This window comes from Stenotrophomonas geniculata (assembly GCF_034508895.1).
GTDB classification, from domain to species: Bacteria; Pseudomonadota; Gammaproteobacteria; order Xanthomonadales; family Xanthomonadaceae; genus Stenotrophomonas; species Stenotrophomonas geniculata.
Window position 1 is genome coordinate 2,922,698 of record NZ_CP140571.1, and the last position, 12,610, is coordinate 2,935,307.

At 67.8% G+C, this 12,610-nt stretch carries 13 protein-coding genes; 11 read left to right on the plus strand and 2 right to left on the minus strand.

Annotated features, from left to right (window positions below; genetic code table 11):
- Positions 1–197: 197 nt before the first annotated feature.
- Entirely contained in the window at positions 198–2,063 is a 1,866-nt protein-coding gene (locus tag RI032_RS13410; protein WP_322547134.1) for an ABC-F family ATP-binding cassette domain-containing protein, read from the plus strand.
- Positions 2,064–2,154: 91 nt separating this feature from the next.
- Here RI032_RS13410 and ampR read toward each other — a convergent pair whose 3' ends face one another.
- Complete coding sequence (ampR, locus tag RI032_RS13415) at positions 2,155–3,018, minus strand: LysR family transcriptional regulator AmpR (protein ID WP_010481573.1); 864 nt, start codon at positions 3,016–3,018, stop codon at positions 2,155–2,157.
- Positions 3,019–3,193: 175 nt separating this feature from the next.
- Here ampR and blaL2 point away from each other — a divergent pair, with 175 nt between their 5' ends.
- The 3 genes from blaL2 to RI032_RS13430 all read left to right on the plus strand — a co-directional run bounded on the left by blaL2 (position 3,194) and on the right by RI032_RS13430 (position 6,105).
- Positions 3,194–4,105 carry a L2 family extended-spectrum class A beta-lactamase gene (gene blaL2, locus RI032_RS13420; protein ID WP_322547135.1) on the plus strand — a complete coding sequence of 304 codons (912 nt, stop codon included), beginning with the start codon at positions 3,194–3,196 and terminating at the stop codon, positions 4,103–4,105.
- An 85-nt stretch (positions 4,106–4,190) separates the two neighbouring features.
- Entirely contained in the window at positions 4,191–5,405 is a 1,215-nt protein-coding gene (locus tag RI032_RS13425; protein WP_322547136.1) for a cation:proton antiporter, read from the plus strand.
- 55 nt (positions 5,406–5,460) lie between these two features.
- On the plus strand, positions 5,461–6,105 hold the full coding sequence (locus RI032_RS13430; protein ID WP_322547137.1) for a hypothetical protein: 645 nt from the start codon (positions 5,461–5,463) through the stop codon (positions 6,103–6,105).
- A 76-nt stretch (positions 6,106–6,181) separates the two neighbouring features.
- Here RI032_RS13430 and RI032_RS13435 read toward each other — a convergent pair whose 3' ends face one another.
- Positions 6,182–6,925, minus strand: coding sequence for a DUF3011 domain-containing protein (locus tag RI032_RS13435; RefSeq protein WP_322547138.1), 744 nt, complete (start codon positions 6,923–6,925; stop codon positions 6,182–6,184).
- A 158-nt stretch (positions 6,926–7,083) separates the two neighbouring features.
- Here RI032_RS13435 and aspS point away from each other — a divergent pair, with 158 nt between their 5' ends.
- From aspS to ruvA, 7 genes are all read left to right on the plus strand, one after another.
- Positions 7,084–8,835, plus strand: a complete 1,752-nt coding sequence (gene aspS / locus RI032_RS13440; protein ID WP_257472210.1) for an aspartate--tRNA ligase — start codon at positions 7,084–7,086, stop codon at positions 8,833–8,835.
- 16 nt (positions 8,836–8,851) lie between these two features.
- Positions 8,852–9,178 carry a DNA primase gene (locus RI032_RS13445; RefSeq protein ID WP_322547139.1) on the plus strand — a complete coding sequence of 109 codons (327 nt, stop codon included), beginning with the start codon at positions 8,852–8,854 and terminating at the stop codon, positions 9,176–9,178.
- Between the two features lie 31 nt (positions 9,179–9,209).
- On the plus strand, positions 9,210–9,731 hold the full coding sequence (locus RI032_RS13450) for a GNAT family N-acetyltransferase (RefSeq protein ID WP_019337539.1): 522 nt from the start codon (positions 9,210–9,212) through the stop codon (positions 9,729–9,731).
- Positions 9,732–9,806: 75 nt separating this feature from the next.
- Positions 9,807–10,439, plus strand: coding sequence for an esterase/lipase family protein (locus RI032_RS13455; protein WP_029379762.1), 633 nt, complete (start codon positions 9,807–9,809; stop codon positions 10,437–10,439).
- A 174-nt stretch (positions 10,440–10,613) separates the two neighbouring features.
- The gene (locus tag RI032_RS13460; protein ID WP_010481589.1) at positions 10,614–11,345 is read left to right on the plus strand and encodes a YebC/PmpR family DNA-binding transcriptional regulator; all 732 of its coding nucleotides are present in this window, start codon (positions 10,614–10,616) and stop codon (positions 11,343–11,345) included.
- Between the two features lie 105 nt (positions 11,346–11,450).
- Positions 11,451–11,972 (plus strand): crossover junction endodeoxyribonuclease RuvC, encoded by a 522-nt coding sequence (gene ruvC, locus RI032_RS13465; protein WP_010481590.1) that lies wholly within the window; start codon positions 11,451–11,453, stop codon positions 11,970–11,972.
- Between the two features lie 13 nt (positions 11,973–11,985).
- Complete coding sequence (gene ruvA / locus RI032_RS13470; RefSeq protein WP_010481591.1) at positions 11,986–12,579, plus strand: Holliday junction branch migration protein RuvA; 594 nt, start codon at positions 11,986–11,988, stop codon at positions 12,577–12,579.
- The last annotated feature ends 31 nt before the right edge of the window (positions 12,580–12,610 follow it).

Sequence of the window (12,610 nt, forward strand, 5' to 3'; positions counted from 1 at the left end):
CGTTGCAGAAGCAACCATTTAGCCCTGATCGGAGCTTGCGGGGAGGGGCCCGGGAGGCGCGCGGCGAGGACGTGGGAGAGAGAAACGCCGGCCGCTGCGCATCCCGGGGCGCGTCAAGTATTCGTTAACGCTAGAATTGCGTCGCAGGAACAGTGCTCACCAGCACATTCCATTCGGTTATATGGACGCCTCCCCCGATGATCTCCCTTCGTAATTTCGCCTTGCGCCGCGGCGAGCGGCTGCTGTTGTCCAATGTCGACCTGACCCTGCACGCCGGTTACCGGGTGGGTGTGGTCGGCCGCAACGGTGCTGGCAAGTCCAGCCTGTTCGCGGCGGTGAAGGGCGAGCTGGAGGCGGACAAGGGCGATGTCGATCTGCCCGGCAAGGTGCGCATCGCCAGCGTTGCCCAGGAAACCCCGTCGCTGCCCGACCCGGCGCTGAGCTTCGTGCTGGGCGGCGACATCGAAGTGGCCGCGGTGCTGGCCGCCGAGGCCGAGGCCACCGCCCGTGAAGACTGGGAAGCGGTGGCCGAAGCCCACACGAAGATGGCCGAGCTCAATGCCTACGACGCCGAAGCGCGCGCCGGCAAGCTGCTGCATGGCCTCGGCTTCCCGGCCGAGACCCACCATCGCGCGGTGTCCTCGTTCTCCGGCGGCTGGCGCGTGCGCCTGAACCTGGCCCGCGCGCTGATGATGCCCAGTGACCTGCTGCTGCTGGACGAACCAACCAACCACCTGGATCTGGACGCGGTGTATTGGCTGGAGCAGTGGCTGCTGAAGTACCCGGGCACCCTGCTGCTGATCTCGCATGACCGCGAGTTCCTCGACAACGTGGCCACCCACACCCTGCACCTGCACGGTGGCGGCGCCAAGCTCTACCCGGGCGGCTACACCGACTTCGAGCGCCAGCGCGCCGAACAGCTGCGCCAGCAGCAGATCGCGCACGAGAAGGAACAGGCCGAGCGCGCCCACCTGCAGAGCTTCATCGACCGCTTCAAGGCGCAGGCCAGCAAGGCCGCGCAGGCGCAGAGCCGCATGAAGCGCCTGGCCAAGCTGGCCGGTACCGAAGCGGTGCGTGCCGAGCGCGAGTTCCGCATCGAATTCGCGCCGCCGGCCAAGCTGCCGTTCTCATTGATTCGCCTGAACCACGTCGAGGCCGGTTACGGCAAGGATGCGGTGATCCTGCACAACGTCGGCTTCGGCCTGGAAGCGGGCCAGCGCATCGGCCTGCTCGGCCCGAACGGTGCGGGTAAAACCACCCTGGTGAAGACCCTGGTGGGCGAACTGGCACCGATCGTCGGCGAGCGCATGGCGCATCCGGACCTGAAGATCGGCTACTTCGCCCAGCACACGGTGGAGTCGCTGCACGAAGGCCAGTCGCCGATGGAGCACTTCCGCGAAATCGCCCCGGATGCGCCGAACCAGTCGTTCCGCGATTTCCTTGGCAAGTGGAATTTCCCGGGCGACCGCGCGTTCGAGCCGGTCGATGGTTTCTCCGGTGGCGAGCGCGCACGCCTGGCGCTGGCCCTGATCGCCTGGCAGCAGCCGAACGTGCTGCTGCTGGACGAACCGACCAACCACCTTGACCTGGAAATGCGCGAAGCGCTGGCCGAAGCACTGGCCACCTTCGAAGGCGCGATCGTGATGGTCTCGCACGACCGCCACCTGATCGGCCTGGTCTGCGATACCTATTGGCGCGTGGCTGATGGCGTGGTCGAGCCGTTCGACGGCGATCTGGATGCCTACGCCGCGTGGCTGCGTACCCGCCCGCAGGCACAGGGCACCAAGGCCCGCATGGAGCAGGTGGAAGAGCCGGTGGGGGTCAAGACCGCGCCGGTGGCGCAGGTGGTGCAGAAAAAGCCGGTGAACCCGCACAAGCTGGCCGCCGCCGAGGCCAAGGTGGCCGAGCTGGAAGGCGCGCTGGCCGAGCTGGACCGCCAGTTGGCCGACCCGGCCAACTACGCCGATGCCACCCGCATGGCGGTGATCGGCCGTGACCGCGAAACCGCCGCCGCCCAGCTGGAAAAAGCTGAGGCAGCGTGGATGGAACTGCTGGAGTCCTGATGCCATCGGTAGCGCCGGGCCATGCCCGGCGAGCGCAACGGATCGCAAAAGCCGCCGGGCATGGCCCGGCGCTACCCACGTCGCCTGCGTTTCATCCCTGCGCCTGCAGCCATTCGCGGAATCGCTTCGCCGGTTCACGCTCGGCGCGCGAGCGCAATCGCGTCAGCCAGTAGCGCCCCAGCTCCAGCGTGGTGCTGAACGGCTGCAGCAGGCGACCTTCGGCCAGCTCCTGCTCGAACATGCGCAGCGGCAGCAGCGCCACGCCGGCGCCGCCGACCGCGGCCATCGCCACTGTCAATGACGAATCAAACACCGGCCCGCGGGCTTCCACGCCACTCACTCCTGCCGCCTGCAACCAGCGCGGCCATTCGTCGCTGCGGTAGGAGCGCAGCAGCGGCAGCGTGCCCAGGTCGCGCGGCTGTTTCAGCCGCCGCGCCAGTGCCGGCGCGCACAGCGGCGCGAACGGCGCGTCGAGGATCGCCGTGCAGGCCTGGCCCTGCCAATCGCCATCACCAAACCGGATGGCCAGGTCCAGGCCTTCGCCGGCCAGGTCGATGCGGTTGTTGTGGGTCTGCAGGCGCAGCTCGATGTCCGGGTGCGCGGCCTCGAATGCGGCCAGCCGTGGCAGCAGCCAGCCGGTGGCGAAGGTGCCGACCACGCCCAGCGTCAGCACTTCACGGGCCGGCCCGCCGGTATAGCGCGCAATGCTGGCGGAGATGCGCTCGAACGATTCGTTGAGCACCGGATACAGCGCCGCGCCTTCGTCGGTGAGCGCCACGCCGCGAGGCAGTCGGTGGAACAGGCGGATGCCGAGCCGGTCCTCCAGCCCACGGATCTGGTGGCTCAGCGCGGCCTGGCTGACACACAGCTCCAGCGCGGCACGGGTGAAGTTCTGGTGGCGGGCGGCGGCCTCGAAGGCGCGCAGCGCGTTCAGTGGCAGGGTGGGATGCAGCATCGTCGAGTCGTGAGCCTGGATGATGGCTGATCCTAACGCCTGGGCAGGGAAGGCCGCTAATCGCAGGAATTGATGCAATAGGCATCAATAAATCTAATGGCTTGTGCTGAATTTTCGCGCTGGTCGTCCTGGCCGTGGGTTCCAATAATCGAACGGTCCCCAGGAGAACCCCCGCATGCTCGCCCGTCGCCGATTCCTGCAGTTCAGTGGTGCCGCTGTTGCTTCTTCGCTTGCCCTGCCGTTGCTGGCACGTGCAGCGGGCAAGGCCGCCGCCAGCGCACCCACAGATGCCGCCATCAACGCCGCCGGTGATTTCGCCGCGCTGGAAAAGGCCTGCGCAGGACGCTTGGGCGTGACCCTGCTCGATACCGCAAGCAGTCGCCGCGTCGGCCATCGCCAGGACGAGCGCTTCCCGATGTGCAGCACCTTCAAGAGCATGCTGGCCGCGACCGTGCTCAGCCAGGCCGAGCGCGCACCCGCGCTGCTCGACCGGCGCGTACCGGTGCGCGAGGCCGACCTGCTCTCGCACGCACCGGTCACCCGCCGTCATGCCGGCAAGGATATGACCGTGCGCGACCTGTGCCGGGCCACGATCATCACCAGCGACAACACCGCCGCCAACCTGTTGTTCGGCGTGGTCGGTGGCCCGCCGGCGGTGACCGCGTTCCTGCGCGCCAGCGGTGATGCGGTCAGCCGCAGCGACCGGCTGGAGCCGGAAATGAACAGCTTCGCCGAAGGCGACCCGCGCGACACCACCACACCGGCGGCGATGGCTGGTTCGCTGCAGCGTGTGGTGCTGGGGACAGTGCTGCAGCCGGCATCGCGGCAGCAGCTGGCCGACTGGCTGATCGACAACGAGACCGGCGACGCCTGCCTGCGCGCGGGCCTCGGCAAGCGCTGGCGCGTTGGCGACAAGACCGGCAGCAATGGCGAGGACGCGCGCAACGACATCGCCGTGTTGTGGCCGCGCGCGGGCGGCGCACCGTGGGTGCTGACCGCCTATCTGCAGACCGGCGCGATCAGCAATGAGCAGCGCGCCCTGGTGCTGACCCAGGTGGGCCGGATCGCCGATCGACTGATTGGGTGAGGTAACCGGGGTCATTCAAACGTGGCTTGCCGGATCGGTTCGGCGCGCGCATCCTGCGCGCGTTCGAACCCCACGGAAGACCCCGATGAGCCATGAGTTGATCTACCTGCTGCTGATCTTCGCGCTGCTGGTGATCCCGCGCGCGCTGCAGCGCTTCAGCCTGCCCGCACCCCTGACCTGCCTGCTGTTCGGCATCATCGGCATGCTCTGGCTGGGCGACCAGGCCCACGATGCGGTGATCGGCCTGCTGGCCACGCTGGGGATTTCCTCGCTGTTCCTGTTCGCCGGCCTGGAAGTGGACCTGCAGGCGCTGCGCCGTGGCATGTGGCCGCTGCTGGCGCATCTGGTGATCCGTACCGGCACGCTGTTCGGCGTAGGCTGGCTGGCCTGGCGCTACGCGGGATTGCCCTGGCAGGCTGCCGGCCTGCTGGCCCTGGCGCTGCTGACGCCCTCCACCGGTTTCATCATGGATTCGCTGTCGCGGCTGGGCCTGAGCGAGGACGAGCGGTTCTGGGTGACCAGCAAGGCCATCGCCGGCGAACTGCTGGCGCTGGCGGCGTTGTTCATCGTGCTGCAGGCGGGCGATCCGGGGCATATGGCGCTGTCCAGCCTGGCCCTGCTGGCGATGATGGTCGGCCTGCCGCTGCTGTTCATCGGCCTGGGCCGTTGGGTGGCGCCGCACGCGCCGGGCTCGGAATTCTCGCTGCTGGTGATGGTGGGCATGGTCGCGGCCTACATCACCTACCTGCTGGGCGTGTACTACCTGGTCGGCGCGTTCATCGCCGGGCTGGTCGCGCGCCTGCTGCACCAGCGCATGCCGTTGCTGGCCTCGCACGAGAACCTGCATGCGCTGCGCCTGTTCGCCTCGTTCTTCGTGCCGTTCTACTTCTTCAACGCCGGCACCAAGGTGCCCGCTGAAGCGCTCAGCTTCGAGGCCCTGGGGCTGGGCATCGTGATCACCCTGGTGGTGCTGCCGCTGCGCATCGGCGTGGTCTGGCTGCAGCGCCGGGTCATGTTCGGCGAGAGCTTCCGCAGCAGCCTGCGGGTCTCGCTGGCGTTGGCTCCGACCCTCATCTTCACCCTGGTGCTGGCGGCGATCATGCGCGAGCGCTTCCAGATTCCGGCGGTGCTGTTCGGCGCGCTGTTGCTGTATGCGGCGTTGACCACGCTGCTGCCGTCGCTGGTGTTCCGTACCCCGTTCGATGTCGATCCGGTCGAGCAGGAACCTGCGGGTGAAGGCGAAGCCGCGCCGGTGGCAGCCACAGAAACACTGTCGGCGGCATCTGCCCTCGATCGCTGAGCGGATGCTGCGCGTGCGGTTTGCGCACTTCGGCCATGGCCGTTAGGGTTGGGGTATGAAACTGCCTGCCGCCGTCACCGCTTCCGTCCTCCTGCTCAGCCTTGCTGCCTGTACGCAGCGCTCCGACACGGTCGCCCATGATCTGGCGACCGCACCGGCCGATGCCTTCATGGCCGCCATCGCCGCGCATTGCGGCCAGGCTTACGCCGGCAAGGTGGTGGAGGACACGCCGGCGCCGACAGGGAAGGACCCGTTCGCCGGGCAGCGCCTGGTGATGCATGTGCGCGGCTGCGCCGATCCGGCGCATGAGCTGCGCATCCCGTTCCACGTGGGGGATGACCACTCGCGTACGTGGGTGCTGATCCGCACGCCGAACGGGCTGCGCCTGAAGCACGACCATCGCCACGAAGACGGCAGCCCCGACGCGATCACCCTGTACGGTGGCGACAGCACGCCGCCGGGCACTGCCGAGCGCCAGCAGTTCCCGGCCGATGCCGATTCGGTGGCGATGTTCCGCCGCGCCGACATGCTGGCCTCCACGCACAACACCTGGGCGATGGAAATCGATCCCGACCAGACGTTCGTCTACGAGCTGACGCGCCCGGAGGGCCGCCGCTTCCGCGTGCAGTTCGATCTGAGCAAGCCGGTCGACCTGCCGCCGCCGCCTTGGGGTGATGAGGCCGCGCAGCCAGCCCGGTAGCGCCGGGCCGTGCCCGGCGGGTTTTCTGCAGTTGACCGCGCCACTGCGCTCGCCGGGCATGGCCCGGCGCTACCCCTCACCGCGTGCCGAAACGTGCCCGGCAGCCGTTGCTCACCCACACCTGGCCACGCGCGTAGCCCCAGCTGCGGCCTTCCTGGCAGGCACTGCCGGACAGCTGCTGCTGCAGCACCGGGCGGCCCTGGCGCTCATCCCAGTCGCAGGTCTGCGAGCGGTTGTTGTTGCTGCTGCAGGTCACCGTGTAATTGCTGTTTCCGCCGCCCCAGCCACCGCCGCCACCGCCCCAGCCACGGGCTTCGGCGAATTCGGCACGGCAACCGCCACTGACCCAGACCGCGCCATTGCGCACGCCCCAGGTACGCCCTTCGTTGCAGGGGCTGCCAGACAGCTGGCGGACCAGGCGGGCATTGCGCCAGCCGACCGGGCAGCTGCGCTCACGGTTGTTCTGGCTCTCGCAGCGGATGGTCTCGCCGGGCCGGCCGTTGTTGCCGCCCCGGCCACCGCCATTGCCGCCGCCCCAGCCACCGCGGGCCTCGACGAACTCCGCTCGGCAGCCGTTGGTGACCCAGATGCTGCCGTTACGGCTGCCCCAGGTTCGTCCTTCATCACAGTCCGAGCCGGACAGCTGGCGCACCAGCTGCGCATTGCGCCAGCCGGTGTTGCAGACCCGTTCGCGGTTGTTCTGGCTTTCGCAGCGGACCACGCCGCTCTGCGCATGCGCGGAAGGGGCGGGCAGGGCAAGGGTACCCAGGGCACCCAGGCTGAGGGTTACGGCCAGGCTGGCCAGGGACAGCGGTTTCATGGCGGCATCCCATACGGTGGCAGGTGCCCGACTATAGGGAGGGGGGCGATCAAGCCGGTGTGACTGGCCGGATTTGCCCCGGCCGGGGCCTCGGCCGCAGAATACGAGGCTTTCCGGCCCCCATCCGGTGCCGGCGTTCTCCAGCGGAGCTTCCCCCCATGCGTACCCACTTCTGCGGCCTGGTCGATGAGACCCTGATTGGCCAGACTGTCACCCTCGCCGGCTGGACCGACGTGGCCCGTAACCAGGGCGGCGTCTGCTTCATCGATCTTCGAGATCATGAAGGCATCGTGCAGGTGACCGTGGAAGTCGACAACGCCGACGTGTTTGCCGTGGCCGCGTCGCTGGGCTATGAGGACGTGCTGCAGGTGGAAGGCGTGGTGCGTGCCCGCCACGCGGTGAACGACAAGATGCGCACCGGCAAGGTGGAAGTGATCGCCACTGCCATCACCGTGCTGAACAAGGCCGCGCCGCTGCCGTTCCACGCCCACGAGAACCCGGGCGAAGAAACCCGCCTGAAGTACCGCTACCTGGACCTGCGCCGCCCGGAGATGCAGCGCATGCAGCGCACCCGCATCAAGCTGGTGCAGGCCCTGCGCCGCCACCTGGACGAGAAGGGCTTCCAGGACATCGAGACCCCGATCCTGACCAAGGCCACCCCAGAAGGCGCCCGCGACTTCCTGGTGCCGGCGCGCATGCACCCGGGCGAGTTCTACGCCCTGCCGCAGAGCCCGCAGCTGTTCAAGCAGATCCTGATGGTGGCCGGCTTCGACCGTTACTACCAGATCGCGCGCTGCTTCCGCGACGAAGCCCTGCGTGCCGACCGCCAGCTGGAATTCACCCAGCTGGACATGGAATTCGCCTTCGTCCGCGAGCGCGACGTGCAGGACTTCGTCGAAGACATGATCCGCGCCATCTTCAAGGAAGTGGTGGACGTGCAGCTGGACGCCAGCTTCCCGCGCATGACCTGGGCCGAGGCGATGCGTCGCTACGGTTCGGACAAGCCGGACCTGCGCATCGCGCTGGAACTGATGGACGTGGCCGAGCTGGTCAAGGACAGCGAATTTGCCGTGTTCACCGGCCCGGCCAACGATGCCGAAGGCCGCGTTGCCGCGCTGCGCATCCCGGGCGGTGCAGCGCTCAGCCGCAAGCAGATCGACGAGTACGCCGCGCATGCCGCCAAGTACGGTGCCAAGGGTCTGGCCTACATCAAGATCGCCGACAACGGCGAAGTCAGCTCGCCGATCCAGAAGTTCTTCAGCGAGGAATCCTTCGCTGCGCTGGTCGCGCACGTCGGCGCCGGCAACGGCGACATCGTGTTCTTCGGTGCCGGTGGCTACAACAAGGTCTCCGACTTCATGGGCGCGCTGCGCCTGAAGGCCGGCAAGGACTTCGGCCTGGTCGCCGACGGCTGGGCACCGCTGTGGGTCACCGACTTCCCGATGTTCGAGTGGGACGAGGAAGAACAGCGCTACGTCGCCCTGCATCACCCCTTCACCGCACCGGCCGTGGACGACATCGCCGACCTGCGCGCCAACGCCCGTACCGCCGTCTCGCGCGGCTACGACATGGTGCTCAACGGCAATGAGATCGGCGGTGGTTCGATCCGTATTCACCGTCCGGACATGCAGAGCGCAGTGTTCGAGCTGCTCGGCATCGGTGCCGAAGAAGCCCGCGCCAAGTTCGGCTTCCTGCTCGACGCGCTGAACTACGGCGCGCCGCCGCACGGTGGCATCGCCTTCGGCATCGACCGCATCGCCGCGCTGATGGCCGGCACCGAGTCGATCCGCGACGTCATCCCGTTCCCGAAGACCACCGGTGCACAGGATCTGATGACCGACGCGCCGTCGCCGATCGTCGACGCGCAGCTGGCCGAAGTGCACATCCAGGTTCGCCCCAAGACCAACTGATCAGGAGATCCAGGCAATGACCGAGTTCGCGTTTTCGCTGGAGTGGGAAAAGCTGGGCAATGAAGGCGCTGAGACCAATCTGGTCACCGAGCGTGCACGCGTGTTCGGCGGTTGGCTGGTTCGTGTGGGTACCAACCCGGCGGCGATGGCCCTGACCTTCGTCGCCGACGGCGAAGGCCGTTGGGACGGTGAAGACTTCGGCGTCGAGGATTATGAGGACGACGAAGAGGAAGAGGAAGAGTACGACGAGGACGAGGAAGGCGAGGAAGAAGAGGACGAGGACGAAGAGGAATACGAGGAAGAGGACGAGGAAGAAGAAGCGGAGTCGCCTGAAAAGGCTTGACCCGCCCTTCGCCCTGACGTCAACTTCCTGCATGTATTCGATCCGCCGCGCCACTGTGGACGACGCGCCGACCCTGTCGGCGCTGGCTGCCCGCACGTTCACCGAAACCTTCGGCCATCTGTATCCGCCGCAGGACCTGCAGGCCTTCCTTGAGGAGGCCTACACGGTCGAGCGCCAGCGCGTGATCCTGGCCCACCCCGACTACGCGGTGTGGCTGCTGGAGCTGGACGGGGAGGCGGTCGGTCATGCCGCCGCCGGCCCCTGCGGCCTGCCGCATCCCGAGGTGAAACCCGGTGACGGCGAACTCAAGCGCCTGTACCTGATCAAGGCCCAGCAGAACTGTGGCTGGGGCAGCCGCCTGCTGGAAACCGCGCTGGCCTGGCTGGAGCACGAAGGCCCGCGCACGCTGTGGCTGGGCGTGTGGTCGGAGAACTTCGGCGCACAGCGCTTCTACGCCCGCTATGGATTCGAGAAGGCGGGCGAATATCTGTTCCCGGTCGGCGACACCCACGATCTTGAATTCATCCTGCGCCGCACACCGCGCGCAGCCTGACGTTCACCGCCGCTTGCTGCGCGCGCGTGTTCAATCACCGTACGTTCCCGCCCCGCTGACCGCCAGGCTGTTTGCATGACTCCCCCCGTATTGCTGCTGCATGGCATCTGGAACGCCCGTGCCTGGGTCGGGCCGCTGGCCTGGCGCCTGCGCGCACGTGGTTTCCAGGTGCACGCGTTCGGCTATTCCTCGGTATTCGGTGGTCCCGACGTGGCCGTGCCGCAGCTGCTGGAGCGGCTGACCGATGCCGGCCCGTTGTCGCTGGTCGGACACAGCCTGGGGGGATTGCTGGCGCTGGAGGCCTTGCGCCGCCAGCCGCAGCTGGATGTGCAGCGCGTGGTCTGCCTGGGCTCGCCGCTGCGCGGCAGTGGCACTGCGCGTTCGTTGTCCGAGCACGGCTGGGGCCTCGCGTTGGGGCGCAGCAGCGACCTGCTGCTGGATGGCCTGCCGGACTGGCAGGGCAGGGCCGAGGTTGGCCTGATCGCCGGTTCGGTGCCGCATGGGCTGGGCAGCTTGCTGGGGGCCATCGACGATGCCTCCGACGGCACCGTGGCCCTGGCTGAGACGCGCCTGCCGGGTCTGGCCGACCATTGCGTGGTCCGCACCAGCCACAGTGGCCTGGTGGTGTCGCCCGACGCCGCACGGCAGACCGCCCATTTCCTGCGCCACGGCCAGTTCGACCACAGCCGCGACGCGGCGGCCGCGTAAGGCCCGGCGGTGGGACCGTTCTGTAGAGCCGAGCCCACGCTCGGCTGCATTCCGTCGGGCCCATTGAGCCGAGCATGGGCTCGGCTCTACAACAATACGGGCCTAGACACGGTTGCAGCGCCCGATCAGGTAGAATCCGCGCCTTGATCCTGAAGCAGCCAGACGGTAGCACCCATGGGTAGAGGCCCCTCCATCGAAGCCCGCAAGAACGCGTCCGACGCGAAGCGCGGCAAGATTTTCACCAAGATCATCCGTGAGATCGGCGTTGCCGCGCGCGGCGGTGGAGGCGACCCCAACAACAACCCGCGCCTGCGCGTGGCGATGGACAAGGGCCTGGCCGTGAACATGTCCAAGGACGTGATCGAGCGCGCCATCAAGAAGGCCACCGGTGAACTGGAAGGCGTCGATTACGAGGAAATCCGCTACGAGGGCTATGCCCCGGGCGGCGTGGCCGTGATCGTCGACTGCCTGACCGACAACCGCGTGCGCACCGTGGCCGATGTCCGCCATGCGTTCAGCAAGTGCGGCGGCAACATGGGCACCGAAGGCTCGGTGGCCTTCATGTTCAAGCGCCTGGGCGTGCTCAGCTTCGCCCCGGGCGTCGACGAGGAAGCCATCACCGAGGCGGCCATCGAGGCCGGCGCCGATGACATCGTGGTCTATCCGGACGATGGCTCGATCGATGTGGTCACCAGCCCTGACGCGTTCAACGCGGTCAAGGATGCAATGACCGCTGCGGGCCATGTCGCCGACCACGCCGAGATCACCTTCCGCGCCGACAACGACATCAAGGTCGAAGGCGACGTCGCCCTGCAGGTCAAGAAGCTGCTGGACATGCTGGAAGACCTGGACGACGTGCAGGACGTGTACTCCAACGCCGAACTCGGCGCCGACGCCTACGCCTGAGCCGTCTTCGACGGCCTGGGCGCGGGCCGTTGAACGGTCACCGCGGACAGTCATGAGCCCATACGCCTGCCAGCGCCTCCCGTTCCGCCCCGCCAGGAGTGCCGCATGACCCGCATCCTCGGCATCGATCCCGGTTCGCAGCGGACCGGGGTCGGCATCATTGATGTCGACGCCACCGGAAAGGTCAGCCACGTGCATCACCAGCCGCTGGTGCTGCTGGGCGCCGACGATTTCCCGCAGCGCATGAAGCTGCTGGTGCTGGGCCTGGCCGACCTGTGCCGCGAGTACCAGCCGCAGGAAGTGGCCATCGAACGCGTGTTCATGGCCCGCAACCCCGATTCAGCACTGAAGCTGGGCCAGGCCCGTGGCGCGGCGATTTCCGCCGTGGTGCTGCGCGACCTGCCGGTGCATGAATATGCCGCCAGCGAGATCAAGCTGGCGGTGGTCGGTCGTGGTGGCGCCGAAAAGCAACAGGTTCAACACATGGTCGGGCTCATGCTCAACCTGAAAACCAAGCTGCAGGCCGACGCGGCCGACGCGTTGGCGGTGGCGATCACCCATGCCCACGTAAGGGCAACGGCCAACCGCCTGGGGCTCAGTGCCCGCCAGGCGTGGGGCCGCAAATGAGGAGCTGCACGCAATGATAGGTCGACTGCGCGGCATCGTCGCCTACAAGGCGCCGCCGTGGCTGGTGGTGGACGTGAACGGAGTGGGCTACGAGCTGGAGGCGCCGATGAGCACCTTCTATGACCTGCCCGAGCTCGGCCGCGAGGTCACCCTGTACACCCATTACGCGCAGAAGGAAGACAGCGTCTCGCTGTACGGCTTCCTGCGCGAGGGCGAGCGGCGCCTGTTCCGCGACGTGCAGAAGGTCAGTGGCATCGGCGCGAAGATCGCGCTGGCCGTGCTGTCCGGCGTCACCGTCGAGGAGTTCGCGCGCATGGTCCAGGCCGGTGACATCACCGCGCTGACCCGTATTCCGGGCATCGGCAAGAAGACCGCCGAGCGCATGGTGCTGGAGCTGCGTGACCGCGCCGCCCAGTTCGGTGCCGGCGGCGCGCTGCCCACCGGCAGTGGCCCGGCCCCGGCCGACCCGCTGTCCGATGCGACCGTGGCGTTGCAGCAGCTGGGCTACAAGCCGGCCGAAGCCGCGCGCATGGCCCGCGACGCCTTCAATGAGGGCGACGAAGTGGCCACCGTGATCCGCAAGGCGCTGCAGTCGGCGCTGCGCTGACCTGCCTTTCTTTCCCCCAACCCACCGCCTG

Excerpts from the sequence above, each read along its gene's own strand:
- RI032_RS13410 (WP_322547134.1), top strand. The coding sequence starts at position 198 with ATGATCTCCCTTCGTAATTTCGCCTTGCGCCGCGGCGAGCGGCTGCTG.
- ampR (WP_010481573.1), bottom strand. The coding sequence starts at position 3,018 with ATGCTGCATCCCACCCTGCCACTGAACGCGCTGCGCGCCTTCGAGGCC.
- blaL2 (WP_322547135.1), top strand. The coding sequence starts at position 3,194 with ATGCTCGCCCGTCGCCGATTCCTGCAGTTCAGTGGTGCCGCTGTTGCT.
- RI032_RS13425 (WP_322547136.1), top strand. The coding sequence starts at position 4,191 with ATGAGCCATGAGTTGATCTACCTGCTGCTGATCTTCGCGCTGCTGGTG.
- RI032_RS13430 (WP_322547137.1), top strand. The coding sequence starts at position 5,461 with ATGAAACTGCCTGCCGCCGTCACCGCTTCCGTCCTCCTGCTCAGCCTT.
- RI032_RS13435 (WP_322547138.1), bottom strand. The coding sequence starts at position 6,925 with ATGAAACCGCTGTCCCTGGCCAGCCTGGCCGTAACCCTCAGCCTGGGT.
- aspS (WP_257472210.1), top strand. The coding sequence starts at position 7,084 with ATGCGTACCCACTTCTGCGGCCTGGTCGATGAGACCCTGATTGGCCAG.
- RI032_RS13445 (WP_322547139.1), top strand. The coding sequence starts at position 8,852 with ATGACCGAGTTCGCGTTTTCGCTGGAGTGGGAAAAGCTGGGCAATGAA.
- RI032_RS13450 (WP_019337539.1), top strand. The coding sequence starts at position 9,210 with ATGTATTCGATCCGCCGCGCCACTGTGGACGACGCGCCGACCCTGTCG.
- RI032_RS13455 (WP_029379762.1), top strand. The coding sequence starts at position 9,807 with ATGACTCCCCCCGTATTGCTGCTGCATGGCATCTGGAACGCCCGTGCC.
- RI032_RS13460 (WP_010481589.1), top strand. The coding sequence starts at position 10,614 with ATGGGTAGAGGCCCCTCCATCGAAGCCCGCAAGAACGCGTCCGACGCG.
- ruvC (WP_010481590.1), top strand. The coding sequence starts at position 11,451 with ATGACCCGCATCCTCGGCATCGATCCCGGTTCGCAGCGGACCGGGGTC.
- ruvA (WP_010481591.1), top strand. The coding sequence starts at position 11,986 with ATGATAGGTCGACTGCGCGGCATCGTCGCCTACAAGGCGCCGCCGTGG.